Source organism: Mycolicibacterium pyrenivorans (assembly GCF_025821625.1).
Classification (GTDB): Bacteria; Actinomycetota; Actinomycetes; order Mycobacteriales; family Mycobacteriaceae; genus Mycobacterium; species Mycobacterium pyrenivorans.
Genome location: NZ_JACKSH010000065.1, coordinates 97,005 through 119,702, shown reverse-complemented (window position 1 = coordinate 119,702; position 22,698 = coordinate 97,005). Strand labels below are relative to the sequence as shown.

General features: G+C 68.9%; 29 protein-coding genes and 1 pseudogene. 9 read left to right on the top strand and 21 right to left on the bottom strand.

The features are described from left to right. The first annotated feature begins 9 nt into the window (after positions 1 to 9). From H7I57_RS09475 to H7I57_RS09455, 5 genes are read left to right on the top strand one after another with little or no spacing between them, the layout of a single operon-like run. Positions 10 to 882, top strand: a complete 873-nt coding sequence (locus H7I57_RS09475) for a DUF58 domain-containing protein (RefSeq protein WP_264023178.1) — start codon at positions 10 to 12, stop codon at positions 880 to 882. Then, the gene (locus H7I57_RS09470) at positions 872 to 1,345 is read left to right on the top strand and encodes a hypothetical protein (RefSeq protein ID WP_264023177.1); all 474 of its coding nucleotides are present in this window, start codon (positions 872 to 874) and stop codon (positions 1,343 to 1,345) included. Before H7I57_RS09475 ends, H7I57_RS09470 begins: the two co-directional genes overlap by 11 nt. Continuing rightward, positions 1,345 to 2,343, top strand: a complete 999-nt coding sequence (locus tag H7I57_RS09465) for a hypothetical protein (RefSeq protein ID WP_264023229.1) — start codon at positions 1,345 to 1,347, stop codon at positions 2,341 to 2,343. The genes H7I57_RS09470 and H7I57_RS09465 overlap by 1 nt, the downstream gene beginning before the upstream one ends. After that, positions 2,340 to 3,251, top strand: coding sequence for a vWA domain-containing protein (locus H7I57_RS09460; protein ID WP_264023176.1), 912 nt, complete (start codon positions 2,340 to 2,342; stop codon positions 3,249 to 3,251). The genes H7I57_RS09465 and H7I57_RS09460 overlap by 4 nt, the downstream gene beginning before the upstream one ends. Next, complete coding sequence (locus tag H7I57_RS09455) at positions 3,248 to 3,973, top strand: hypothetical protein (RefSeq protein WP_264023175.1); 726 nt, start codon at positions 3,248 to 3,250, stop codon at positions 3,971 to 3,973. The genes H7I57_RS09460 and H7I57_RS09455 overlap by 4 nt, the downstream gene beginning before the upstream one ends. On the opposite strand, the pseudogene H7I57_RS09450 reads toward H7I57_RS09455, so the two are convergent. Next, positions 3,970 to 4,098: pseudogene (locus tag H7I57_RS09450) on the bottom strand (nuclear transport factor 2 family protein); the annotation flags it as partial. The gene H7I57_RS09455 and the pseudogene H7I57_RS09450 overlap by 4 nt on opposite strands. A 172-nt stretch (positions 4,099 to 4,270) precedes the next feature. Beyond that, positions 4,271 to 4,612 (bottom strand): DUF4229 domain-containing protein, encoded by a 342-nt coding sequence (locus H7I57_RS09445; protein ID WP_264023173.1) that lies wholly within the window; start codon positions 4,610 to 4,612, stop codon positions 4,271 to 4,273. Positions 4,613 to 4,660: 48 nt separating this feature from the next. Between H7I57_RS09445 and H7I57_RS09440 the strand changes: the two genes are divergently transcribed. Next, positions 4,661 to 4,825 (top strand): hypothetical protein, encoded by a 165-nt coding sequence (locus H7I57_RS09440; RefSeq protein ID WP_264023172.1) that lies wholly within the window; start codon positions 4,661 to 4,663, stop codon positions 4,823 to 4,825. 23 nt (positions 4,826 to 4,848) lie between these two features. On the opposite strand, the gene H7I57_RS09435 is transcribed toward H7I57_RS09440, so the two are convergent. Genes H7I57_RS09435 through H7I57_RS09400 form a run of 8 tightly spaced genes read right to left on the bottom strand, consistent with a single transcriptional unit; the run spans position 4,849 to position 12,396 of the window. Beyond that, entirely contained in the window at positions 4,849 to 5,985 is a 1,137-nt protein-coding gene (locus H7I57_RS09435; protein ID WP_372510161.1) for a MinD/ParA family ATP-binding protein, read from the bottom strand. A gap of 50 nt (positions 5,986 to 6,035) precedes the next feature. Continuing rightward, positions 6,036 to 7,037: a c-type cytochrome biogenesis protein CcsB gene (gene ccsB, locus H7I57_RS09430; RefSeq protein ID WP_264023171.1), complete on the bottom strand. Its 1,002-nt coding sequence runs from the start codon at positions 7,035 to 7,037 to the stop codon at positions 6,036 to 6,038. Then, entirely contained in the window at positions 7,034 to 8,656 is a 1,623-nt protein-coding gene (gene resB, locus H7I57_RS09425) for a cytochrome c biogenesis protein ResB (protein ID WP_264023170.1), read from the bottom strand. The genes ccsB and resB overlap by 4 nt, the downstream gene beginning before the upstream one ends. Beyond that, complete coding sequence (locus tag H7I57_RS09420; RefSeq protein ID WP_264023169.1) at positions 8,656 to 9,444, bottom strand: cytochrome c biogenesis CcdA family protein; 789 nt, start codon at positions 9,442 to 9,444, stop codon at positions 8,656 to 8,658. Before H7I57_RS09420 ends, resB begins: the two co-directional genes overlap by 1 nt. Further along, positions 9,441 to 9,992 (bottom strand): TlpA disulfide reductase family protein, encoded by a 552-nt coding sequence (locus tag H7I57_RS09415; protein WP_264023227.1) that lies wholly within the window; start codon positions 9,990 to 9,992, stop codon positions 9,441 to 9,443. Before H7I57_RS09415 ends, H7I57_RS09420 begins: the two co-directional genes overlap by 4 nt. Positions 9,993 to 10,045: 53 nt before the next feature. Continuing rightward, a complete protein-coding gene (locus H7I57_RS09410) occupies positions 10,046 to 10,657 on the bottom strand; it encodes a histidine phosphatase family protein (protein ID WP_264023168.1) in 612 nt (203 codons plus the stop codon). Beyond that, positions 10,654 to 11,958, bottom strand: a complete 1,305-nt coding sequence (gene hemL, locus H7I57_RS09405; protein ID WP_264023167.1) for a glutamate-1-semialdehyde 2,1-aminomutase — start codon at positions 11,956 to 11,958, stop codon at positions 10,654 to 10,656. The genes H7I57_RS09410 and hemL overlap by 4 nt, the downstream gene beginning before the upstream one ends. A gap of 51 nt (positions 11,959 to 12,009) precedes the next feature. Then, positions 12,010 to 12,396: a nitroreductase/quinone reductase family protein gene (locus H7I57_RS09400; protein ID WP_264023166.1), complete on the bottom strand. Its 387-nt coding sequence runs from the start codon at positions 12,394 to 12,396 to the stop codon at positions 12,010 to 12,012. 223 nt (positions 12,397 to 12,619) lie between these two features. On the opposite strand from H7I57_RS09400, the gene H7I57_RS09395 reads away from it, so the two are divergent. Continuing rightward, entirely contained in the window at positions 12,620 to 12,919 is a 300-nt protein-coding gene (locus tag H7I57_RS09395; protein ID WP_264023165.1) for a hypothetical protein, read from the top strand. A gap of 92 nt (positions 12,920 to 13,011) precedes the next feature. After that, positions 13,012 to 13,746 carry a ZIP family metal transporter gene (locus tag H7I57_RS09390; RefSeq protein WP_264023164.1) on the top strand — a complete coding sequence of 245 codons (735 nt, stop codon included), beginning with the start codon at positions 13,012 to 13,014 and terminating at the stop codon, positions 13,744 to 13,746. 37 nt (positions 13,747 to 13,783) lie between these two features. Here the strand turns inward: H7I57_RS09390 and H7I57_RS09385 are convergent, their stop codons facing one another. Further along, positions 13,784 to 15,154, bottom strand: coding sequence for a thioredoxin family protein (locus H7I57_RS09385; RefSeq protein ID WP_264023163.1), 1,371 nt, complete (start codon positions 15,152 to 15,154; stop codon positions 13,784 to 13,786). A gap of 500 nt (positions 15,155 to 15,654) precedes the next feature. Between H7I57_RS09385 and H7I57_RS09380 the strand changes: the two genes are divergently transcribed. Further along, complete coding sequence (locus H7I57_RS09380; RefSeq protein WP_264023161.1) at positions 15,655 to 16,035, top strand: nitroreductase family deazaflavin-dependent oxidoreductase; 381 nt, start codon at positions 15,655 to 15,657, stop codon at positions 16,033 to 16,035. A gap of 2 nt (positions 16,036 to 16,037) precedes the next feature. Here the strand turns inward: H7I57_RS09380 and H7I57_RS09375 are convergent, their stop codons facing one another. From H7I57_RS09375 to hemB, 10 genes are all read right to left on the bottom strand, one after another. Next, a complete protein-coding gene (locus tag H7I57_RS09375) occupies positions 16,038 to 17,411 on the bottom strand; it encodes a cytochrome P450 (RefSeq protein WP_264023160.1) in 1,374 nt (457 codons plus the stop codon). Next, the gene (locus tag H7I57_RS09370) at positions 17,408 to 17,854 is read right to left on the bottom strand and encodes a pyridoxamine 5'-phosphate oxidase family protein (RefSeq protein ID WP_275081089.1); all 447 of its coding nucleotides are present in this window, start codon (positions 17,852 to 17,854) and stop codon (positions 17,408 to 17,410) included. Before H7I57_RS09370 ends, H7I57_RS09375 begins: the two co-directional genes overlap by 4 nt. Before the next feature lie 98 nt (positions 17,855 to 17,952). After that, positions 17,953 to 18,303 (bottom strand): hypothetical protein, encoded by a 351-nt coding sequence (locus tag H7I57_RS09365; protein WP_264023158.1) that lies wholly within the window; start codon positions 18,301 to 18,303, stop codon positions 17,953 to 17,955. Positions 18,304 to 18,343: 40 nt separating this feature from the next. Continuing rightward, entirely contained in the window at positions 18,344 to 18,940 is a 597-nt protein-coding gene (locus tag H7I57_RS09360) for a TetR/AcrR family transcriptional regulator (RefSeq protein ID WP_264023157.1), read from the bottom strand. After that, positions 18,921 to 19,811: an oxygenase MpaB family protein gene (locus tag H7I57_RS09355; protein WP_264023156.1), complete on the bottom strand. Its 891-nt coding sequence runs from the start codon at positions 19,809 to 19,811 to the stop codon at positions 18,921 to 18,923. Before H7I57_RS09355 ends, H7I57_RS09360 begins: the two co-directional genes overlap by 20 nt. A gap of 104 nt (positions 19,812 to 19,915) precedes the next feature. Further along, positions 19,916 to 20,182 (bottom strand): hypothetical protein, encoded by a 267-nt coding sequence (locus tag H7I57_RS09350; protein ID WP_264023155.1) that lies wholly within the window; start codon positions 20,180 to 20,182, stop codon positions 19,916 to 19,918. Next, positions 20,179 to 20,691, bottom strand: coding sequence for a transport-regulating membrane protein Mce1N (gene mce1N / locus H7I57_RS09345; RefSeq protein WP_264023154.1), 513 nt, complete (start codon positions 20,689 to 20,691; stop codon positions 20,179 to 20,181). Before mce1N ends, H7I57_RS09350 begins: the two co-directional genes overlap by 4 nt. Continuing rightward, a complete protein-coding gene (locus H7I57_RS09340) occupies positions 20,688 to 21,140 on the bottom strand; it encodes a hypothetical protein (RefSeq protein WP_264023153.1) in 453 nt (150 codons plus the stop codon). The genes mce1N and H7I57_RS09340 overlap by 4 nt, the downstream gene beginning before the upstream one ends. A 98-nt stretch (positions 21,141 to 21,238) precedes the next feature. Continuing rightward, complete coding sequence (locus H7I57_RS09335) at positions 21,239 to 21,694, bottom strand: hypothetical protein (protein ID WP_264023151.1); 456 nt, start codon at positions 21,692 to 21,694, stop codon at positions 21,239 to 21,241. Beyond that, positions 21,691 to 22,671, bottom strand: coding sequence for a porphobilinogen synthase (gene hemB, locus H7I57_RS09330; RefSeq protein WP_264023149.1), 981 nt, complete (start codon positions 22,669 to 22,671; stop codon positions 21,691 to 21,693). The genes H7I57_RS09335 and hemB overlap by 4 nt, the downstream gene beginning before the upstream one ends. Positions 22,672 to 22,698: the final 27 nt, after the last annotated feature.

The window sequence follows — 22,698 nt, the reverse complement described above, 5'->3', positions numbered from 1 at the left end:
GGGCGGGCAGTGGGTAAGCACCTCAACAGAGCCAAGGCGTACTTCGGCACCGATACCCGGGGCATGCTCGAGGGCGGTCGCTACGCGCTGTTACACACACGCAGCCTGGAACTCGACGAACTACGGCCCTATGTGCCGGGCGACGACGTCCGCGACATCGACTGGAAGGCCTCGGCCCGCTCCGGCGGCGTGCTGATCAAACAATTCGTCTCCGAGAAGCACCACAAGGTCCTGCTCGTCGCCGACGCCGGCCGCAACATGTGCGCCCTCGCTCCCGGCGGCGAGCTCAAGAGCGACATCGCGGTCAACGTGCTGGGCGCCGTCGGCCTGATCACGCTCGGGCGCACCGACGAAGTCGGGATGGTGTACGGCGATGCCCGCGGCAGCGTCAACGTCCGCCAGCGCCGCGGCGAGAACCACATCGAGAGCGTGCTCACGCGCTACCACGGCCACTCGGCCGGCCACACCGCCCGGGGTCCGAGCGACATCGTCTGCCAATTGACCTATGTGGCAACACATTATCGCCACCCCATGCTGATCGTGGTCGTCTCCGACGAACCCGACGCCGATCCCCGACTGGCCGAGGTGCTCGGGCGGCTGACCGCGAGACACGACGTGATGTGGGCGATGATCCCCGACATGCCTGCGGTGGCCGCTGCCGAAGACGGGGCCTACGACGTCGCCACCGGACGGCGGGTGCTCGGGTCCGCCTCGCACGAACCACGAGTCGTGGCCGCCTACCGGATGGCCGAGCAGCGGCGCATCCGCCATCTCGCGGAAATGATGACCACACACCGGATCCCGCATGTGACGATCCCGCGCAGCGAAGCAATCCGGGCAGCGGTCGCCGACATGACCGGGGTGTGGTCACGTGCCGGATGACCTGCTGGAGTTCGTCAGCGGGCCGCCAGGCTACGAGTCGCGGTGGTTGTGGCTCGGGCTGGCGCTGTTGACACTTGTGATCGTTTGGTATGCAGCGGTTTTCGTGGCGACGATGCCCGCCGCGCGGTTGCGACGCATGCCCGCCGTGAGATCGTTGCACTCCCGGGTGCTGCGGCGCCGGTTCGCGGGGACGGCCGCGACGATCGCCCGGCGGCACCGCAGCGGTGAGCTCTCCGGAGAGCAGGCGAGTGCGGCGCTGAGCCGGACCCTGCGCAGCTTCCTGCACCAGGCCACCGGTCGGCGCGCCCAGTACATGCAGCTGCGGGCAGTCGCCGCAAGCGATCTCGCCGACGCGGCGCCGGTGTTGTCGGCGCTGGGCGACGCGCAGTTCGACAGGTCCTCGACCGCCGACGTGGCACGGCTGGGCGACGAGACGGAAGAGCTGATCCGCTCGTGGGTGTGATGTGGTGGGCGGTCTCAGTCGTCGGGTTCGGCGCCCTGGCACTGGCGCTGGGGCTGGCGGCGGTGCTCCCGACCGAGCGGACCCGGGGACGCCAGCCGCTGGCCAACACCACCCGCCTGACCCGGCTCCCCGAGTACCGAGCAGTGGTCCGCAGGCAGACGCGGGCCACCGCGGTGGCGCTCACGCTGCTGACCCTGCTGTTCGGGGCCACGGTGCTCGCCAGCGCCCGCCCCGTCGGAACACTCTGGGATACCGACGATTCCACTCAGCGAGTCGACATCATGCTCTGTGTCGGCCAGCCCGTCACCGACGAGGCCACCGGTGAGTTTCTGACCTACTTCGCTCGTCAGGCCACCGCCTACGGCGCCGAGCGCATCGGGCTGACCTCGCCCAACCGCAGGGTGGTACCGCTGACCCGCGACTACCAGTTCGCAGCGGGCCGGTTCGGCGACTACGCCCAAGCCGCGCGAGCGCAGAGCGAGGCCGAGGCGGGCACGCTGGCACCGGCCGAGGCCGTCGCGCTGCGGGCCAGGACCGAATCCTTCTCCACGCCCGTCGCCTACGACGACTATGCACCGACCGTCGCGGACGTTCTGGCGCTGTGTCTCACCGGCTTTCCCGGGTTCCAGGCCGAAGGAGACACCCGCCGCTCGCTGATCTACCTGGGGCCGGGCGCGCTGCGGTCGCCCGAGGACGGTAGGCCGTCGCTGTTCGCCGACGCGCAGGTCACCCAGATGGCGCAGCGGGCCGGCGTGCAGATCGACGCGATCGCCACGCCGGGACGCGAGACCCAGGCGCTCTCGACGATGACCGCTGCGACCGGTGGACAGTTCTTCCGCTACGACGCCGCCGACCTCGACGCCGACCTCGACGCGATCCGCGCCGACCCCGCCCCGGAGCAGCAGAGCAGCCGGGGCGACTCCCCCGCCGTCGTGCTCGTCGCCGCGCTCGCGCTGGCCGGTCTGCTGGGCGTGTCGCTGATGGCGGTGCGGCGATGACGTTCGACCCGGTGCTGCCTGCCCTTGTTCTCGGCGCGATCGCCGCGACGTTGATCGTGCTGCGCGCTCTGGCGCTGCGACTGGCCACCCGCTCGGGTACGGGCGGGCGCGGCGTCCTGCGTTGGTGCGGAATGACATCGGCCATGCTGCTGGTGCTGGTCGCCGCCGCGCGGCCGGGCACCGACACCGCCGTCGACGACGACACCCCTGCGGCCGCACAGGGAGGCGCGAATGTGTACTTCGTCGTCGACCGCTCGGCGGACTCCGGGATCGACGACTACGGCGGCCGCACGCGGATGTCGGGGATTCGCGACGACATCAAGGCCCTGATCGAATCCCACCCCGGCGCGCGGTTCGCCGTCATCGCGTTCGCCTCGCGGCCCGCGATCGATTGGCCGCTGTCGGCCGACACGTGGAGTCTCGAGCCGGTCGTGGACGCGTTGAACCCCTACCGCGATGCGGCCGCGGGCAGCGATCAGGTCAACGCAGGCGCCGCCGCCAACGTGCTGCGCTACCAGCTGATCGCGGCCGGACAGCAGTACCCGCGGTCGGAGAACCTGGTGTACTACTTCGGCTCCGGCGCCGGGCAGTCGTCGGCTCCCCAGGGGGTGTTCGACACCGACGCCGTGGACGGGGGTGCGGTGTACGGCTACGGGCCCGGCGCCACGGCACTGCGCGGCATCGCGGAGCAACTCGGGGTGCCCTACCTGCAGCGCACCGCCGGAGAACCCCTGCGACAGGCCCAGGCGCCGGCAGGGCAGGCCACGGCGATCCCCCAGTCCACGTCCGAGCGTGTCGAGTTCTACTGGGTGCTCACGATGCTCGCGTCGATGCTGCTGCTGGTCGAGATCTACCTGACCGCGCGGGACTTGCGCCGCACCAGGTCCACGGCAGCGGTGGCGTCATGACGCGCCGGTCCGTGCCGGCCAGGCTGCGGCTGCGGAGGCGGCTGCTCCTCGGCTCCGCACCGGTCGCGGCCGTCGCGCTCGGGGCCGCGGCCAAGCTGATCTCCGTGGTCGTCGTGGGCGGGTCGGCACAGGAGCATTTCGCGGCAGGTGAGATCGGGGCGCTGCGCAGCGATGTCTCGGTACTGAGGATCTTCGACGTCGTCGAGCCCGCACACACGGCATTCGCGGCGGGCGGGTTGGCGGTGCTGGAGAACCGGCTCGACGTGGCCGATGCGGAGTTCTCGAAATCTTTGGCGGACAACGACTCTGGGCAGGCGTGTGCGGTACGGATCAATCTCGAGCTGGTCCGGGAACGCCAGGGCGACATCGACGCGTGGGAGGCGAGGCTCGATGCCGCGCGGGAACGCTACGACAGCGCGCTCGAGGTGATCGCGGACGCTCCCGCCGACTGCTTCGGCGGAAACCGCGATCCCGACCCCGAGCGGCGCGCCGTCCGACAGGACGCCGCCGCCCGCGTCGCCGCCAAGATCGCGGCGCTGGGCACGGTCGCGCCGCCGTCGGCTGCACCACCGCCGCCGCCTGCGGGCACACCGGCACCTCCGGCCGCGGTGGTCGGTGTGCCGGAGACCACCGAGCCGCCAGAGGGGCGTCAACTCGATCCGACCGCAGGGGATCCCCTGGATGCGCTGCGGCGCCTGCTGCGCGACGCAGCCGCCGACTAAGCCGGCGACGTACCGGCCCAATACTCGACGACTCTTCCGTTCGCGACGCGCAGGATGTCGTTGCCGGTGTACCGGACGGGTCCGTCCTTGGTCGAGCCGGTGGCGATCCACCGGGTGTACAGCAACTTGTGGCTACTCGTCATGCGGTGGCTGCTGATGCTTCTGTGGCTGGTGATGCCTTTGGTGCGAGACAGCACATATTGTTCTGTCATGTGACTGCGGTTACCCAACGCCGGTAGCCTTCAAGCGGCTCACAGTCGCGCGACGGCGGCTACGCGCCGGTTTGCTACGCGGAGGTCAGACGTCCGTGGAGCCGTCGCCGGGGCGGGCGGGATCCTCGGGTGCGCTGTCGCCGCGCAACCGGGCCTGCAGCTGTTCGCGGTCCCGACGCCGTCGCGCATCCATCGCCGCGATGCTCTCGGTGGCCCGCCGCCGCAGCGGGGCGAACAGCCAGATGCCCAGCGGCAGCGCGATGACGATGGCGAACAGCAAAGCGACCACCACCGGGAAGTCCCGCACCCCGAGCAGGTGTCCGACGCCGAGGATCACCGCCGCCACGACGACGACGAGCACGAGCCGGGCCGCCACGTAGGCGAGCACGTCGAGCAGCAGGCGGGATCGGGATGGTCCGTCAGGCACAGACCGAGCCTACCGACGGCGCGTATATTGACAGGAAGGAGGTTTTGAGTGGCATATTTGCTCCTGATTCTCGTCTTGGCCGCCCTGGTCTACGTCGGCTGGCGGGTCACCCGGATGGCCGCGAATCGACCGCGCACCCGGGTGATCGGACCCGACGACGATCCGGAATTCCTGCGGCGGATCAATCCGCGAGATGACCAGCCGCGGTCATAACCGCGCCGTGATCGTCTGACGACTCAGCCGGCGACCGGGTCGCCGCTGCGCCGCGCACCCGGAAAGCCTTCTGCCACCACCGCAGCCAACTCGAGCAGCGACTCCCGGGTTTCAGGCCGCAGGCGGTCCAGGCTGATCTCCGCGCCCTCCTCCAGATGCGGGTCGAACGGCACCTGGCACACCGCACGGCACCGTCGCGAGAAGTGGTCGACGACCTTGGTGAGGTCGACTTTCGTGACGCCCTTGCCGGAGCGGCGCCGCACCCCGTTGATGACCGCGATCGAATTGCCGACCATGTCCTCGTGCCCGTGGGCGTCCAGCCAGTCCAGCGTCGCCGACGCGCTGCGCGCCCCGTCCACCGAGCCCGAGCTGATCACCACCAGCACGTCGGCCTTGTCGATGATCGCCGACATCGCCGAGTGCAGCATGCCGGTGCCGCAGTCGGTGAGCACCACGCTGTAGAACCGCTCCAGCACCTCCAGGGTGCGCGTGTAGTCCTCGGAGCTGAAGGCCTCGGACACCGCGGGGTCGCTCTCGGAGGCGAGCACCTCCAGACGGCTGGGGCCCTGCGACGTGTAGTGGCGCACGTCGCTGTAGGCCGCGATTCCTTCGGCGTCGCGCAACAGGTGCCGCACGGTCGCCGGCGTCTCCAGCGGCACCTTCTGGCTCAGCGTGCCGCGGTCGGGGTTGGCGTCCACTGCGATCACCCGGTCGCCGCGCGTCGATGCGAACGTCGCCCCCAGCGTCGCGGTGATGGTCGTCTTGCCGACCCCGCCCTTCTGCGAGAGCAGCGCGATCCGATAGCACCCGCGCAGCGGACGTTGCACCTTGGCGACCAGGGTGTCGTGACGGAGCACCTTCGGGCTCTCACCCAAGTTGACCAGCCGCGCCGAACCCCAGTAGAGCCACTTGCGCCATCCCGCCGACGGAGCCCGCCTGGCCTTGCCGAGCAGCGCCACCGTGGACAGGTCGAGGTAGGGCGGCGGATCGTCCGCAGGCGGCGCGCTCGGAACCGGGGCGGGCAGCGCAGGCCCGCGACTGGTCGCGACGACCGGCCGAAACCCCTCCGGCGGTGTCGGGGCCGCCCACTCCGCGGGGACGGCCGCGGCCGGATCGACAAAACGTTGCTGTCCCCGAAACCCACCCGGCAGGTCAGACAACCGCTGATCCCCTCTCCTACGCGACGTCTGGGCGAGGTCGCCCGACCCGTTCAGCCCACGCCAGCGTACGAGTGCAGCCCGACGGTCACCAGGTTGATGAAGAACAGGTTGAACACCATCGCGACGAACCCGGCGACGTTGATCCAGGCGGCTTTGCGGTCCCGCCAGCCCGCGGTCGAGCGCGCGTGCAGGTACGCGGCGTAGATGACCCAGGCGATGAACGACACCGTCTCCTTGGGATCCCAGCCCCAGTAGCGGCCCCACGCCTCCTCGGCCCAGATCGCACCGAAGATGACCCCGAACCCGAACACCGGGAACGCGAAGATCGTTGTGCGGTAGGCGATCCTGTCCAGCGTCTGCGCGTCGGGGAGCTTCGCCACGACACGGCCGAGCGCGTCGGAGCGGTCGGCACCGCCGAACCGCGACATCTTGAGCAGGAACAGGATGCTGGCGACGCCGCCGACCAGGAACACGCCGGACCCGAGGCTGACCACCGAGACGTGGATGGGCAGCCAGTAGGACTGCAGCGCGGGCATCACCGGCGCGGCATGCGAGTACAGCCAGCGACCGGAGACGGTCAGCAGGATCAGCACCGGGACGAGGACGAACACCCACAGCGAGCGGTACTGCGGTCGCCGCAGCACCACCGCCGCAGCCACCAGGCCGCAGAAGCTGGTCAGGTTGATGAACTCGTACATGTTGCCCCACGGCACCCGTGAGGTGGACAGACCGCGCAACACGATGCACGCCGCCAGCAGCCCGATGCCGACATAGACCAACGCGATCCCGGCGGTGCCGAGGCGCTCGTCGAACGGACGCCGCGGGGCGTCGACGACGACGCCGGGGGTCGCGCTGTTCACCGCGACGCCGCCGCCCCTGTCCGATGTGGCCGCGGCGGCGCCGACAAGCTCCCGGGATTCGACCTTGCGGCCGCGGCTGTAGGCCAGCTCGACGGCCAGCAGCAGCATGGCGGCCACCAGCACTACCACCGATGACGTGAACGCCCAGTCCGAGTAACGGGCCAGGCCCAGGTCGATGTCGGTGGTGTTCATGCGCGATCCGCTTTCTTCTCTTCGTCCTCCAGCGCGGCGGCGGTGCCGGACTCGGCGCAGGCGAGCAGCCGCGCCGTCAGCCGCTCGAACTCATCGCCCCACCCCGAGTTGTCGGTGCGGGCCAGGCCGCCCAGCTCGACGTTCACCGTACCCTCAGGGTCGGACACGGCGCCCTGCGACAACCGCACCCAGACGCGTCGGCGGCGCACGATCAGCGACACCAGCAGCCCCGCCATCATCGTCATCGCGAACACCAGCACCCAGATCTGGGCCGGGTCGTGCGAGACCTGCAGGTTCACGAACTGCTCGGCGCCGTCGAAGCGGACGACGGTGCCGTCCTCGAGGCGGGTGTCCTCGCCGGCGCGCAGGTTGACCCGCGCCACCTTCGTCAGGCGGCCCTGGTCGATCATGCGGGGGTCCAGCGAGAACAGCGACTGCGGCCGCCCGGTGTCCAGGCCGGTGTCGCCCTTGTAGACGTCGATGGCCACGGCAGGGTCGTTGAGCGCGGGAAAGCTGGACGACAGCAGGGTGCCGTCGAGTTGCCCGGTGGGCGCGAACAGCCCCTGGATCGCGAGCTGGTTCTTGCGGCGCTCCCGCTCGTCGGCGTAGGTGCCGCCGGGCGGGTCGAACCGCATCGCGCCCGAGGACAGGAACGTGATCTGGTCGTCGGGCCGCCACTGCAGGGTCTGGGTGCGGGTCTGCCCGTCGGGGAACGTCACGGTGAACGTGGGCGCATAGCCGTGGCCCTGCAGGTAGACGCGGTCGCCGCCGACGCGCAGCGGCTCGTTGACCTTGAGCAGGTACGGCTGCCAGGTGCCGGAGTCGAGGTCGTCGCCGGCCTGATAGTCGATGTCGGCCTGGAACGACACCGCCTGCCCGTTGGGCAGATAGGTCGCCTCGAAGTCGTTGACCCGCACGCAGATCGGGTACAGCGAGGTTCCGTCGACGGTGTTGCCCGCCCGGAAGGAGTCGAACGCGGCCGGTGACGCCGAACAGAACCCGGGCCCGCCGTCGGCGACGACGATGACGTTGCCCTCGTAGCTGAACAGCTTTCCTGCGGCGATCGCGACCAGAAGCCCGAGCAGTGAGAAGTGGAACACGATGTTGCCGAACTCGCGCAGATAGCCCTTCTCCGCTGAAATTTCGGTGATTTCGCCGTCCCCGCCTCCACTGCCGGCGCGGCGGGTGACCCGGCGCCAGCCCCGTAACCGTTCGTCGACGGCCGCCGCCACCTCGGTCACGTCCCCGCGGACCTCGGCGCTGTGGTGCTTGGGCAGCCGGCCCAGGTTGCGCGGCGCGGCCACCGGCATCGCGCGCATGCTGCGGAAGTGCTCGAACAGCCGCGGTGTCAGGCAGCCCACCAGCGAGATGAACAGCAGCACGTAGATCGCGGTGAACCAGAAGCTGGAGAAGACGTCGAAGGCCTGTACCCGGTCCAGCCACGGCCCGATCCGCGGATTCGCGGCGATGTACTCGGCGACCTTCGACTCGTTGAGGCTGCGCTGGGGCAGCAGCGCGCCGGGGATCGCCGCGAGCGCCAGCAGGAACAGCAGCACCAGCGCGGTGCCCATCGAGGTGAGGGTGCGCCACGTGTTGCGTATCGGCGCGAATACCCGCATCAGATCGGCAGCCTCACGTCGCTGACGAAGGCGTCGCGCACCCAGGACACGAACTCGTTCCACAGGCCGGTCACCAGCGCGGTGCCCACCAGGATCAGCAGCACCCCGCCGAAGATCTGGATGGTGCGGGTGTGACGACGCAACCACCCCAGCCCGGTGACGGCCCGCGCCGACCCGAAGGCCAGCAGCACGAACGGCAGTCCCAGCCCGATGCAGTAGGCGACGACCAGCACGACGCCGCGTGCCACGTTGCTTCCCTCGGTCGCCGAGGCGACGGCGATCACCCCGGTCAGCGTCGGCCCCAGGCACGGCGTCCAGCCCAGCGCGAACACCGCACCCAGCAGTGGGGCGCCTGCCAGCGTGGAAACTTGCCGGGGCGTGAACCGGGTGTCGCGCTGCAACGCGGGGACCAGGCCGATGAACACCAGGCCCATCAGGATCGTGACGACCCCGCCGATGCGTTGCAGCAGCACCTGATTGGTGATCAACGTCGTCGTCATGCCCAGCACCGCGACAGTGCCGAGCACGAACACCACCGTGAATCCGGCGACGAAGAGCCCCGCCGCCCCCGCCACGCGCAGCCGGGCGCCGCGCACCGCCAGCGCCCCGGGGACAGCTCGGGTCGACGCCGGGGCGGCGTCGACGCCGACCACGGCGGCGAGATAGGACAGGTAGCCGGGCACCAGCGGAACCACGCAGGGTGAGGCGAACGACACGACGCCTGCGAGCACGCTGACCGCCATGGCGAGCAGCAGCGGACCGCCCGCGGTCAGCTCGTCGAGGTTCATTTCTCCGATGCCAGTCGTTCGACGACCGGTTGCAGGTCCTCCGCGAGCAGTTCCCGCAGGAACACCGCCGCCACCCGGTGCTCGCGGTCCAGCACGATCGTCGACGGGATGACGGTCGTCGGGTAGCGGCCGCCGAACGCGATCATGGTGCGCATCGACGGGTCGTAGATCGACGGGAAAGTGATTCCGCGGTCGACGACGAAATCCCGCGGCGCGTCGATGCTGTTGTCGCGGACGTCGATCCCCAGAAACGCGACACCCTGGTCGCGGGTCGCGTCGTACACCTGCTGCAGCTGGGTGATCTCGGTGCGGCACGGGCCGCACCACTGTCCCCACACGTTGATCACCACGACGTCGCCCGCGAAGTCGGCCAGCGAGATCGTCCTGTCGGTGTCCATCAGGTCCGGGCCCTTCAGCGGGCCCGGTGTGCCGCGGCTGTCGGGCGGGTCGTAGAAGATATCGGTCTTGCCGCCGGGTGCGACGAACTCGAAGGTGCCGCCCTGGGCGACGGCGTCACTTCCGGTGGCGCATCCGGTGAGGCCGAGCATCGCCGCGCACGTGATGTACGCGACGAGCCGGCCGACCCGATGCACCGAGAGTTTCACTGCCCGGCCAACTCCGCATACCCCCAGCCCACGCAGACGTCGTCGTGGAAGTAGAACGATGTGACCGAGGCCAGGTTGCACATCCGCTTGGTGGGAAAGTGGTGCAGCGGTCTGCCGGTCATGGCGCGGCGCAGCGTCTCGACGGGCAACTGGTGGCTGACGCACACCCCTTCCCGGCCGGTGGCGTCGACCCTGGCGCGGTGCAGGGCCCGCCTCATCCGAGCCGCGATCTCGGAGTACGGCTCACCCCACGACGGGGTGCGGGGGTTGCGCAGGTGCCACCAGTTGCGCGGGTCGCGCAGTGCCCCGTCGCCGGGCGAAACCCGTTCTCCCTGAAAGACGTTGGTCGACTCGATCAGCTCGTCGTCGGTGCTGACGGACAGGCCGTGCCTGGCGGCGATGGGTGCCGCGGTCTCCTGGGCGCGTTCCAGCGGTGAGGCGACCACGTAGCTGATGTCACGCCGGGCCAGCCAGTCGGCCACTGCCTGGGCCTGCGCCTGTCCCCGTTCGGACAGGTGGTAGTCCGGCAGTCGGCCGTAGAGGATCTTGTCCGGGTTGTGCACCTCGCCGTGCCGCATCACGTGCACGATGGTCGTGTCGGCGGTCATGCCGGCTCCGAGGCCTGCGCCGCGGCCCGCGCCGCGCCGGGCAGTGCGGCAGCGATGCGCTCGAACGCGTCGTCGTCGAGGGCCGTCGAGACGAACCAGGCCTCGTACGCGCTGGGCGGCGGGTACACCCCCGCGTCGAGCAGGGCGTGGAAGAAGGCCGGGAAGCGCCACGTCTCGGTGGCCCGCGCCGCGGCGAAGTCCGTCACCGGCTCGTCGCCGAAGAACACGCTGAACATGTTCCCGGCTCGCGGAATCTGATGTGCGACACCGGCGTCGGTCAACGCGCCGCCTATCAGTGCGACCAGCCGGTCGGCATTGCCGTCGAGGGCTGCGTAGGCGGCGTCGTCGGCGGCGCGCAGCGTGGCCAACCCGGCCGCCATCGCCACCGGGTTCCCCGACAGCGTGCCCGCCTGGTAGACCGGCCCCAGCGGAGCGAGCCTGTTCATCACCTCGGCCTTACCGCCGAACGCCGCGGCGGGCAGCCCGCCGCTCATCACCTTGCCGAACGTGAACAGGTCGGCGTCCACCGGATCCAGCCCGTACCAACCGGATCGACTGACCCGGAAGCCCGTCATCACCTCGTCGACGATCAGCAGCGCACCGTGCGCGGCGGTGATCCGGCGCAGGGCGGCGTTGAAACCCGGCAACGGCGGCACCACACCCATGTTGCCCGGGCTGGCTTCGGTGATTACACAGGCGATTTCGTCGCCGAAGCGTGCGAACACGTCCTCCAGCGCGGGAATGTTGTTGTACGGCAACACGATCGTGTCCGCCGCAGCGGCACCCGTCACCCCAGGAGAGGACGGCAGCCCCAGCGTCGCCACCCCTGAACCGGCGTCGGCGAGCAGGGCATCGCTGTGCCCGTGGTAGCAGCCCGAGAACTTGACGATCTTCGCCCGGCCGGTGTACCCGCGGGCCAGCCGGATGGCGCTCATGGTGGCCTCGGTGCCCGAGTTGACCAGCCGCAGCAACTCGACCGGCGCGACCCGGCCGATGATCTCACGGGCGAGCTCGGACTCCGACGGTGTCGGCGCACCGAACGACAGCCCGTCGGCGGCCGCCCGCTGCACCGCCTCGACGACCGCGGGGTGCGCGTGGCCCAGGATCATCGGCCCCCACGAGCACACCAGGTCGACGTAGCGGTTGCCGTCGGCGTCGGTGAGTTGGCAGCCCGAGGCCGCGGTGATGAACCGCGGGGTGCCGCCGACGGAGGAGAACGCCCGCACCGGCGAGTTCACCCCGCCGGGGATCACGGAACACGCGTCGGCGAACAACTTCGCGGACAGGTCGGTACTGCTCATGCCGACCAGTGTCCCAGCAGGACCGAAAGCGTCAACTACAGGGTGTAGTGGTCACGGTGCCGGGGTGAGCGCGAACACAGGGTGATCGCCGTCGTCGGGGAGGTGCCGCCAGTAGCCTTCGACGACCCGTCCGGCCTTGGGCTTGTACGCAGCAAGAATGGGCGCCCGCTGGTCCACCGGCACCTCCCTGGCGAGGTAGTTCGCCGAACCGACCGTCACGTGCGGATCGGCGCGCACGTTCTTCACCCACTGCGACTCACCGCGGGTGGACACCAGGTACTTGACGCCGTCGACCTCCGGGACCACGACCGGGATGCGCTGTGGTTGCCTGCTACCGCGCTTCGTCACGGTCAGTGTCTCGCTGTTGCCGACGCCGGTGGCCATGGCGAACCTGTTGAACACCTTCGCCACGAACCACGGGGGCTTGAGATAGGCCACGCCTAGAGTCTGGTCGCCACCGGGCGGCTGCCGCAATGGCCGGCGCGATTCGTTTCGTGGCACCGGCACGACTGAGGTAGTCGAAGACTCCGGCCGGGACCGCCCTCCAGGGGGGGAGCATCGCCATCAACCCGACAGAAGTTGGGATCGGTAGCCGCCTGCGGGGTCTGTGCTGGTCACATCGACAGCGCGGACAAAGCGCAGCCTCTCGAAGGGATCCATCATGAACCGAATCTCGCGGTTTGCCGCGGCCGTCGTGGTATCAGGCGGTCTGGGATTGGCCGGCGTGGCCGGCCTGAGCCCGGGCACCGGCACCGCCCACGCCGACACCTGGTGCCCGGGCGACTACCTGTTCACCGGGATGCCGAACTGGGACATGAACGTCTGCCACGAGTACTTCTGGGCTCACAAGTACGACCTCAACGCTCCGACGACGCTGTTCATCGAAGGCCTTCCTCCCGGACCCCCGGCGCCGGGCTTCTGCGGCCGCGACATGTTCACCGGCATTCCCCTTCCCTGCTAGCCGGTCGTCCGGGCCGATGACGGCGGGCGGCGACGGTACCGGGGGCGGTCGCAACGGGCCGGACGGACAGGCCGAGCCGATAGGGTCTCGCCATGTCGGTGCTGGGCTGGATAGTGCTCGCCGGGCTGGCCATGAGCGCGTTGGCCCTGGTTGGCAGCGGCGCCCTGCTCATACCGGAACGGCTGTTCTCGCGCGTGGTCATGCCTTTGGTGGCGCTGGCGGCGGGTGCGCTGATCGGCGGGGCGCTCTTTCACATGCTGCCCGAATCGATCGCGGTGATCGGCAATCATTTGTCGGTCTATGCGTGGGTCGCGGCTGGAATCCTGTCCTTTCATGTGCTCGAGCAGTTCCTGCACTGGCATCACTGCCATCGCCCGATCGGTGAGCACCGCCCCCTCGGCTACCTGATCCTCGCGGCGGACGGACTACACAACCTCATCGGCGGGGTGGCGGTCGGCAGCGCGTTCATTGTCGATATCCGTCTGGGCATCGTGACCTGGGTGGTCGCCGCGGCTCACGAGATCCCCCAAGAGCTTGGTGATTTCGGCATTCTCGTGCACAGCGGCTGGAGTACCCGCCACGCGTTGCTCTACAACGCCGCCTCGGCGTTGACGTTCCCGCTCGGAGGACTGCTCGCCTACGGTTTCGCCGGTCGGGTCGACGTCGCGGTGCTGGTGCCGTTCGCCGCCGGCAACTTCATCTACATCGCGCTGGCCGATCTGCTGCCGGAGATCACCACCTCCCCAGGCCGGCAGCAGAAGATCGTGCACACCGCGAGTTTCGCGGGCGGGCTTGCGCTGCTCTGGACCATCGCATTGGTGGCATGACGCCGCCGGCACACCTGCGCCCGCTCAACAGGGTCACTCAACGCTTCGCGCGATCAGACGTGTGGTCGGTGGTGCCGACCCCAACGGCCAGCCGGGACAGCACAATGCGCTGGATGAGCAGGACCAGCAGGGTCGCCGCGCCCGCCGCGGCGAACACGAGCAGTGAGGTCGCGACGTTGTTCATCAGCGATGGGTCGACCAGCATCACGATCGCCAGGCTCAGCATCAGCATGCCGCCGACCAGCTTCAGCAGGCGGCCCTGTTTCTCTTGAAGTTTGGTGGCCCGCATGGTCACGACCGCTACGCCGAAGATCACCAGCTCGTCGAGCTGATATACCAGCATGTAGAGGCCGAGCAACAGGGCGAAGACGGCTGGAGTGACATCCCTGGCCGCGACGATGTTCGTCCACAGGACCGGAAATCCGGCCGTGCATGCAAGTTCGACGAACGACACTCCGGCCGCCAGCACCGCCGTGGCCGCCACCAGTGCCGGCATCGAGTCGGCGAGGGCGAGGACACCGCGCATCCGCTGGTAGATGCCCGGCTTGCTGGCCTCCGGGATCGTCAACGACACACCCTGTTTGAACCAGAAGAAGTCCTTGATGTTGATCGCGGCGAAGCCCGCGGCGATCAGGGCGACAACGACGCGGATCCAGGGTGCGGAACTCACTACCGAGAAGATCGAGAACAGTCCGGCGATGAACAGCGCGTACACCAGTGCGGTCACGAAGATGAACGTCAACCCGATGACGGCGATCGCGCGCCGGGAGCCGGTGCGCAGCGTGAGCGCCAGCAGTACCGACAACACCCAGAGCGAGCAGGGATTGAACCCGTCGACGATGGCGATCAGCAGAGTGCTCAGTGCCAGCGACTGACTGCCGGCGTCGATCTCACCGAAGATCGGCAGGTCGACGACGTCCTGGCCGGGACCCGGCGCTTCAGGGGTTGGTGAGATGCCAGACGGGGCTTCGTCCGCGGGGGTCAATACACCCGCGCCGGCGTCCTGGCAGCCGCTGGCCAGACACTGCAGGATCGCGTCCTCGAGTTGGTGCGGGGTCATCGACTCGAGGTAGCCGACCCAATACTTCTGCCCCAGGAAGAACGTGGGCACCCCGGTGGGCTCGATCCCGAACTTCGCGGCCATGCCTGCGAACAGGCGCTGGTTCTCGGCACTGTTCCACACCTCGAAGGAGCGCACCTCGAGCTGGGGGTATCGGGTGTCAAGCTCCGCGAGCACCGGCTTCGCGGCCGCGCAATGCGGGCAGCCTTCTCCCCAGAAGAAATACAGCGTGACCTCATCGCGTGGTGCCGCGCGCGACACCACGGGTGCGGCCAGCGGTGTGATGACAAGCAACGCCGCGAGGAGAACGAGGATCGCGCGGAGTATCGGACTCGTGTTGCGTCCCATGTGCTTTCCTCGCGACCCCGGCAGAGCGTACGACTCACCGCCGACACCCCGGAACCATCACGCCACGGTCAACCCGGCAGGGCCACTCCCCGATCGGGCGGCGCGGCGGATAGGCGGATTGCTACCCCGCGGCCTGCGTCATCTGTTTCCCGCAGCAGATCTCACGGTGATCCATCTCAGGCGGGCACGGACAAGGTTTCTCGTAGACGAGCACCGCTCCGCACTCGTTGCATTCGTAGCGTTCTCCGGCGCTCCGGGACATCTGGACCTCCATGAGTGTTGTGCTCTGCACTGTCCCGCTCGACGGTGTCATCGCACGAGGAATGGACGGTTGCGTTGTTTCAGGCTTGCGTTTTCCATTCTCACCACCGCGGGTCGCCTGCCGGAAGGGTCTTAGTGCCCCTCGCCCACCGGCACCTGCCCGATCCGGCCGACCAGCGTCCCTGACGCATCCCGGCATTCCCCTTCCCTGCTCGCCGGGACAGGCGGATGATGGCGCCATGCAGCTGCCGCAGTGGCTGGCGCGGTTCAACCGCCATGTCACCAACCCGATCCAACGGATGTGGGCCGGCTGGGCACCGTCGATGGGCATCCTCGAGCACGTCGGCCGCCGTTCCGGTAAGCGCTACCGGACACCGCTGACCGTCTTCAGCACCCGCGACGGGGTGGCGGTCCTGCTCACCTACGGACCGGACCGCGACTGGCTGAAGAACGTCACCGCCGCCGGTGGCGGCACCATGCGCCGCTACGGCAAATCGTTCCAGGTCACTGATCCACGGGTGATGTCCAAGGCCGACGCGGCAGCGTCGGTGACGGGCCTGATGCGGCCGCTGTTCGCGGTGCTGCCGTTCGAGCAGGCGGTGGTGTTCACGCGGGCCTGAGGTCAGCCGCGGACGTCGACACGGGCCATGATCGGCCCCTTGGCGACGGTCGTGAACGGCACTTCGACGGGAAACTCGGCGCCCGACGACCGGATTCGCACCGCCCGCACGATGGTCGCCATCGCCAGGGTGGTCTCCAGCCGGGCGAAGTGTTCCCCGATGCAGGGACGTCCCCCACCGAGGAACGGCAGGAACTGCCACCGGTCGCGGGCCTTGACGTTCTCTGGACTGAACCTGTCGGGGTCGAAGACCATCGGGTCCGGCCACAGACCGGGGTCGTGGTGCAGCGCATACAGCCCGAGGGCGACCAGACTGCCGGCCTCCACGCGGTAGCCGTCCACCGCGATGTCACGCGTCACAAGCCGGGCGACGCCGGCGGCGGGCGGGCACAGCCGCACGGCCTCGTGCAGCACCTGGAGGGTGTACCCGAGGCGGGGCACGTCGTCGGGTGTCAGCTCCCGATCACCGATCGCGGCAGCCTCCGCCGCGACCCGATCCTGAACGCCGGGATGGTGCCCCAGCACCCACAGCGCGTACGTCAGCGCCGTCGCGGTGGTGTCGTGGCCGGCCAGCATGAAGATCAGCAGGTCGTTGGAGATCTCGTGGTCGGACAGCGGACGCCCCGTCTGCGGATCGGTTGCCGCGATCAGCGCCTGCACCAGCGGAGCGTCACACGTCGGGTCGTCCCGGCACGCCTTGACCATCTCGTCGGTGATCGTGCGCATGGCGCCGACCGCTGTCCGCGCCCGCCGCCGCGCCGGGGTGGGCAGCCAGCGCGGTGCGCGCACCGGCCGCAGGGCGCGATCGGCGGTGTAGGACGACGCCACATGCATGCACCGGGCGATGGTCTCACCGCGTTCGTTGAGATCGATGCCTAGAACCGAACGCCCCAGCGACTGCATGGCGATCCTGCGGCACTCGACATCGAGATCGACGTCTCCGCCGCCGGGCCAGCGGTCGACAAAAGCCTGTGCTGCTCTTGACATGTGGCCACCGAAGGCGCGCACGCTCGATTTGGTGAACACCGGCTGCAGAGCACGCTTACGCGGTCGCCACTGGTCGTTGGGCAGGACGAAGAGGCTGTCACCGGCCATCTGCCGGACCTCTTCGTGGATGATGCACCTATCCGACGATGCGTCGTTGCGGCCCAACACATCCCGCATCCCAGCGGGTGACATCACCGCGACGATCGGCGGGACCAGTTTCCGGGGTCCCAGCTGGATTCGGGTGACCGGACCACCGGCATCACGGATCGCTTCCTGACCGGTGTCGAGTCGGCGGACCAGCTTCACCAGCTCACGCAGCGGAAGGGGATTGCGCGGCGCGAGAGGCAGCCTCGCCACGTCGACGGCGGCCGCGACCTCGTCGGCGGTCATGGTGCGTGCCAGTTCAGTACCTGGCCCCTGCCCGCGGTCATCACGGTGCCCGGCATCACGCGAAGCCGGTACGGCGCCAGCCGCAGCACGGCGAACTGCTCGGAGGTGGGGCCGTCTTTCCACATCGGGATGACGTACGGGTCGTAGCCGACCGGCTCGGGACCGGTCGCGAACTTCTCCCACACCGCAGTGCGGGTCTCGTCGTCGGTGTACCACTCGACGAGGCAGTCTGCGGTGCAGGTGTCGTGGTTGGGGCTCCAGTAGCTCACCGACACGTCGGGGTGCACGGCGAGATGTGCCCGTTTGATCGGCGTCGGGACCGTCGCGATCCAGCCGAGCAGGTCGGTGCCGTCCCATTCCCAGATCGGGTGCAGGATGCGGGAGCGCGGTTTGCTGTCGGCGTCGACGGTGGCCACCGACGCCCAGACGATCGAGTGCGCCATGCCGACGAAGGCCGGCGCGATCTGGTCGAGAGGTGTCACGAGAAGTCAGCCTAGGCAGTGACGGGCCGCGGTGTGCACCGCCGTGCACACCGGAGGCGTCAACCCTCGAGCTTCTTCTTGAACTCCTCGGTCTCGCGGTATTCGACGTTGCCTTCGTCGGCGGAGGTCTCGATCTTGCCTTTGTCCTCGTCGTCGACCCAGTCGGTGACCGCGGTGCCCGAGACGGTGCCGCTGCTGCCCGGCAGCGTCGTCGTCTGGAGGTCTTCCGAGTAGGACTTGGCCATCTCCTTGGCCGTCGCCTTGTGCTCGTCGGTGATCTCGGGCTTCTCGGTGGCACGCTCTTCTGCAGGCTCCGGGGTCTCAGTGACGCGCTCCATCGTCACGTCCGGTTTGCCACCGTTTTGTTTGTCACCGGTTTGTCGCTGTTCGGTCTTCTCTTCCGCGCTCATGGCCTTAGAACTGCCCGAAAGTGTGATCTGCGAAACACCGTCAGGCGGGCACGGTGCGCAGCACCGCGGGCAGGCTGGGAAGGAAATGCTGGCGCGCGAACGCCCGGATGTCGTCGGCGGTATCCAGTGGCTGGGCACTGGGCAGTAACAGCACCATCGCGGCGTAACGCAGGATGCAGTCAGCGAGTTCGTCGACGGCGTCGGGGCCGATGCGGTCGGCGAAGCCGGGCGGGAAGATGATGCGCAACGCCTCGGCCATGCGCTCGATCGCCGCGCGGTGGTAACGGCCCGCCAGTTCCAGCACCAGACCGGGTTCGTCGGTGATCATCTGATGCAACACCCGGTGCCTGCGGAACTTGACGATCGACAGCGTGAAGGCTTCGACGTAGTAATTCGACTGGGGCCCAGACTGTTTGAGCTCGGCGGCGATGTCGGCGAACAACGCGACGTTCTCTCGCTCGATGACCGCGCCGACGAGTTCGTCCTTGTTGGCGAATCGCCGGTAGATGGTGGTGCGGCTGACACCGGCGCGGCGCGCGACGTCTTCGAGGGCGACCCGGCGGAAGCCGTGCCGCTCGAACTCGACGACCGCCGCGTCGAGGATGTGCTCGGTGGCGTCAGACGCCGTCGCGGGCATAACCCTTGACCGCGTAACCGCTGTAGCGCACCCGCATCGGCAGATGATCCCAGATCCAGTTCACCGGCCGCGAGCGGCACATCGCGGCGAAGCGCTGATAGCGGCGTTCCTGCTTGTCGGTCCACGGCAGCTGTAGCAGGTCGCGGGCCCGCGGCGGCAGGCCACCGGTGGTGAGGAACGCCGCAAGCGGGTTGAACGCGGGTGCGGCCAGCCGCCACACCAGCGGATGCACCGCCTTCGGTTTCGGGAAGCCCTTGGTGACGTAGCCGACGCCGTACTTCGCGGTGGGGTGCGCGACGACGACCTGGTCCATCATGCGGTTCCAGTACTGCTCGAATTCGGCGTAGGTCGCCGGCATCGGCCGGTCGCTGACCCCGTAGCGGCGGTACCACGTCTTGGACTCGAGCCAGATCTGCTCCCGCTCGGCGTCGGTCAGACGCTTCACGAACGTGTCGGCGAAGTAGTAGACCTGCTCGACGAACGTCGCGTGCGCCCAGAAGTAGGTGTCCGGATCCAGCGCGTGATAGCGGCCGGCCGCTGCGCCCTCGGTGGCGGGCATGTCGCCCTTCACGTGGTGGTGGAAGTCGCGGACCTGCAGGCCGGCGTTCTCCTCGTCGGATCCGTAGACGGTATTGAAGATCGGCGGGATGGTGCGCTTGAGGCGCTCGGCGGTGTCGGCGAAGAACGTCGAGTGGTCGTACACACCCTGTCCGAGCTCGGCCAGCATGTTCTGCAGCACCGCGGGCCGGGGGCCGATCAGGTACATCCGGTTGTCGCCGAAATACCGCCAGACCAGCGATTGCGGCCCCAGCGGGAGGGCATCCGATTCAGCACCGCCGAGGTGTCCGCCTTTATCCGCCAACTCCGTCATGCGCAACAGTGTTACAGATTTTGAACTTTGTACCAAGAGTGGTGTGGCGAACGTTACAAGGGCGCGCCGAACGTGCATTCCTTGTCGTCAGAGAGCCCGGATCACTACATGGAATGCACGTTCGCGGTGACGGGGGCGGCCGAGGCGCGGCGCAGGCGGGAGGCGCCCAGCACGACGAGCACCCCGGCCACGGTCGCCAGCAGCAGCGACAGCGTCAGCAGCGGCGGGTAGTACTCCAGCGAGGTCGTCGCCGGTTCACCCTCGATCACCGGCGCGACGACGACCTCCGAACGCGCCGCGAGCCAGCACAGCACGCAACCCACTGCGGCGCACGCCGCCAGTAGCAGTTCCACGGCCGCTCGCCGCGTCATGTCGCCGATTCCGGAGGGATGCGCTCCTCGACCAGGTTGGTCAGCGCAGCCCGCAACTGGTTGTGCTTGCGCGCCCACGCCTGCGCGGTGCGGTCGTTGGTCAGCCGCACGCCGATGCCGGTGCGCCCGCGCGGCACCCCGGTCAGTTCACCCAGGGCGCGCGCGTACTGCCACTTCGGGGTCTCCGAACCGGTGGCTTCCGGATAGACCCGCACGATCTCGTCGGTCAGCGTGGTCTCGGTGCCCTGGCGCAGCTTGTGGGTCGTCAACTCGACCGACGTGTGGATCCGGGCCGCCTTGACCTGGACCGCCAGGAACCCCGACACGAGCACGAAGAAGATGCCGGGCACCAGCAACTGGATGCCGTAGCCGGCCGACAACTGGATCAGCGCCATCGCGACACCCGCCGCCGGGCCCGCCAGCAGCCACAACCAGCTGGCTCCCTGCTCGTAGAACAGCACCTCGTGGGGCGTCTCGGCCTGGCCGGCGTCCGCGCCGTCCTCGATCATCGGCTCCCCTCCGACTCGTACCAGGTGCGTGCCGCAGGCAACGTCAGCAGGACCGCCCCGACGAGCACCGGCAGCAGCGACAGCAAGATGAGCGGCTGCGCGACACCTACGCCCGCCGCGAGAAGCCCCACGACCACGACGATCGCGAATGCCATTCCCAGCGCGGCGAGCCGGAACCGGGCATCGCCGCGACGCGCCCGGCCCGCGAGAAACGCCAGCGCACCCGCGGCCACCACCGCACCCATACCGCTGACCCGATACACGGTCAGATAGCTGCGCACCTGGTCATCGCCGACATCCGGGTTGATCGCCGCGCGGGCGGCCTCGAAGGACGCGGTGGACGCCATCAGCCCGCCGACGATCATGATCACCGCGCCGGCGATGAAACACCAGAACGCGACGTCGACCAGACGCGGCCGATGCGACGGCACGGGCAGTGGGGCGGGCATCGTCGGGTCAGCCTACTGTGCGCCATCCCGACGTCGCTTCGCTCCCCGCCCGCCGGCGCCCAAAACCCACGGTCGCTTCGCTCCCCGCCGGCCGGCGCTCACCGGGTGAAGAACTCGTGGGCATCCTTGCGGTGCAGCAGGAACACCCCGCCCGCGATGAGCACCGAACCGACGATCACGGCGACGGCGTACATCGATGCCGCGACAGCGTGCCGTTCGGCGGTGAACAGACCGGTCGCCGAGAACACCACCGACGCGATCGCGCCGCCGGTCAGCACGGTGCGCACCCAGCGGTACCCCTGTCGCATCAGGACGAGGAACGTCGCCACGACCGCGGCGATGATCACCAGGAACACGACGGAAATCGCCAGGACCGGGCCCGATGGCCGCGCGGGTCCGGTCAGAAGGTCGACGACGTAGCCGGCCGACATCAGTGGCAGCGCCACCACCCACAACCAGAACCCGGTGTCGACATCGGGTGGCCGGGCGGGGGATGACCCGGGTGGCCGGGCGGGGGATGACCCGGGTGGTCTGGGCTTGTGCGATTCCGTCACGACAGCCAGCGGGCCACGTCGGCCGCCCAGTACGTCAGCACGATGTCGGCGCCGGCCCGCCGGATGCCGGTCAGCGTCTCCAGCGCCACCGTCCGCAGGTCGATCCAGCCGTTGGCTGCCGCGGCACTGATCATCGAGTACTCACCGGAAACCTGGTATGCGGCAACCGGAACCGGGCAGATGTCAGCGGCGGCCCGCACCACGTCGAGGTAGGCCATCGCGGGCTTGACCATCACGATGTCGGCGCCCTCGTCGATGTCGAGTTCGACCTCGTGGACGGCCTCGCGCGCGTTGCCGGGATCTTGCTGATAGGTCCGCCGATCGCCTTCCAGGCTGGAGGCCACCGCCTCGCGGAACGGTCCGTAGAAGCCCGACGCGAACTTCGCGGCATAGGCCAGGATCGCGGTATCGGTGAACCCTGCGTCGTCGAGTCCGTCGCGGATGGCGGCGACCTGACCGTCCATCATTCCGCTGGGCCCGACCACATGTGCCCCCGAATCTGCTTGGGCCACAGCCAGTTCGACGTATCGACGGTTGGTGGCATCGTTATCGACACGGCCCCGTCCGTCGACGATTCCGCAATGGCCGTGGTCGGTGAACTCGTCGAGGCAGGTGTCGGCCATCAGCACCGTGTCGTCGCCGATGTCCTTGGCGAGATCCCGCAGCGCGACGTTCAGGATGCCGTCGGGATCGGTGCCGGCAGAGCCGACGGAATCCTTGTGCTCATCGCTGGGCACCCCGAACAACATCAACCCGCCCACACCCGCGGCAACCGCATCGGCGGCCGCACGGCGCAGCGAGTCGCGGGTGTGCTGCACGACCCCGGGCATGGACGAGATGGGGCGCGGTTCGTCGATGTCGTCGGCGACGAACATCGGCAGGACCAGGTGCCTCGGCTCCAGGGTGGTCTGCGCGACCAGTCGGCGCATGGCCGGGGTCGAGCGCAGCCTCCGAGGACGGTGTCGTGGAAACGCCATATCTACCTTCCGCGAAATTGCATTCCA

Coding starts and splice junctions, on each gene's coding strand:
- ccsB (WP_264023171.1), bottom strand. CDS start 7,037: ATGAACACCACCGACATCGACCTGGGCCTGGCCCGTTACTCGGACTGG.
- H7I57_RS09355 (WP_264023156.1), bottom strand. CDS start 19,811: ATGACGGAGTTGGCGGATAAAGGCGGACACCTCGGCGGTGCTGAATCG.
- resB (WP_264023170.1), bottom strand. CDS start 8,656: ATGCGGGTATTCGCGCCGATACGCAACACGTGGCGCACCCTCACCTCG.
- H7I57_RS09370 (WP_275081089.1), bottom strand. CDS start 17,854: ATGGCGCACTCGATCGTCTGGGCGTCGGTGGCCACCGTCGACGCCGAC.
- H7I57_RS09365 (WP_264023158.1), bottom strand. CDS start 18,303: ATGAGCGCGGAAGAGAAGACCGAACAGCGACAAACCGGTGACAAACAA.
- H7I57_RS09415 (WP_264023227.1), bottom strand. CDS start 9,992: ATGCTCGGCCTCACCGGATGCGCCACCGGAAGTGACGCCGTCGCCCAG.
- mce1N (WP_264023154.1), bottom strand. CDS start 20,691: ATGATCGAGGACGGCGCGGACGCCGGCCAGGCCGAGACGCCCCACGAG.
- hemB (WP_264023149.1), bottom strand. CDS start 22,671: ATGGCGTTTCCACGACACCGTCCTCGGAGGCTGCGCTCGACCCCGGCC.
- H7I57_RS09360 (WP_264023157.1), bottom strand. CDS start 18,940: ATGCCCGCGACGGCGTCTGACGCCACCGAGCACATCCTCGACGCGGCG.
- H7I57_RS09350 (WP_264023155.1), bottom strand. CDS start 20,182: ATGACGCGGCGAGCGGCCGTGGAACTGCTACTGGCGGCGTGCGCCGCA.
- H7I57_RS09420 (WP_264023169.1), bottom strand. CDS start 9,444: ATGAACCTCGACGAGCTGACCGCGGGCGGTCCGCTGCTGCTCGCCATG.
- H7I57_RS09455 (WP_264023175.1), top strand. CDS start 3,248: ATGACGCGCCGGTCCGTGCCGGCCAGGCTGCGGCTGCGGAGGCGGCTG.
- H7I57_RS09385 (WP_264023163.1), bottom strand. CDS start 15,154: ATGGGACGCAACACGAGTCCGATACTCCGCGCGATCCTCGTTCTCCTC.
- H7I57_RS09375 (WP_264023160.1), bottom strand. CDS start 17,411: ATGACCGCCGACGAGGTCGCGGCCGCCGTCGACGTGGCGAGGCTGCCT.
- hemL (WP_264023167.1), bottom strand. CDS start 11,958: ATGAGCAGTACCGACCTGTCCGCGAAGTTGTTCGCCGACGCGTGTTCC.
- H7I57_RS09460 (WP_264023176.1), top strand. CDS start 2,340: ATGACGTTCGACCCGGTGCTGCCTGCCCTTGTTCTCGGCGCGATCGCC.
- H7I57_RS09390 (WP_264023164.1), top strand. CDS start 13,012: ATGTCGGTGCTGGGCTGGATAGTGCTCGCCGGGCTGGCCATGAGCGCG.
- H7I57_RS09410 (WP_264023168.1), bottom strand. CDS start 10,657: ATGACCGCCGACACGACCATCGTGCACGTGATGCGGCACGGCGAGGTG.
- H7I57_RS09380 (WP_264023161.1), top strand. CDS start 15,655: ATGCAGCTGCCGCAGTGGCTGGCGCGGTTCAACCGCCATGTCACCAAC.
- H7I57_RS09340 (WP_264023153.1), bottom strand. CDS start 21,140: ATGCCCGCCCCACTGCCCGTGCCGTCGCATCGGCCGCGTCTGGTCGAC.
- H7I57_RS09465 (WP_264023229.1), top strand. CDS start 1,345: ATGTGGTGGGCGGTCTCAGTCGTCGGGTTCGGCGCCCTGGCACTGGCG.
- H7I57_RS09395 (WP_264023165.1), top strand. CDS start 12,620: ATGAACCGAATCTCGCGGTTTGCCGCGGCCGTCGTGGTATCAGGCGGT.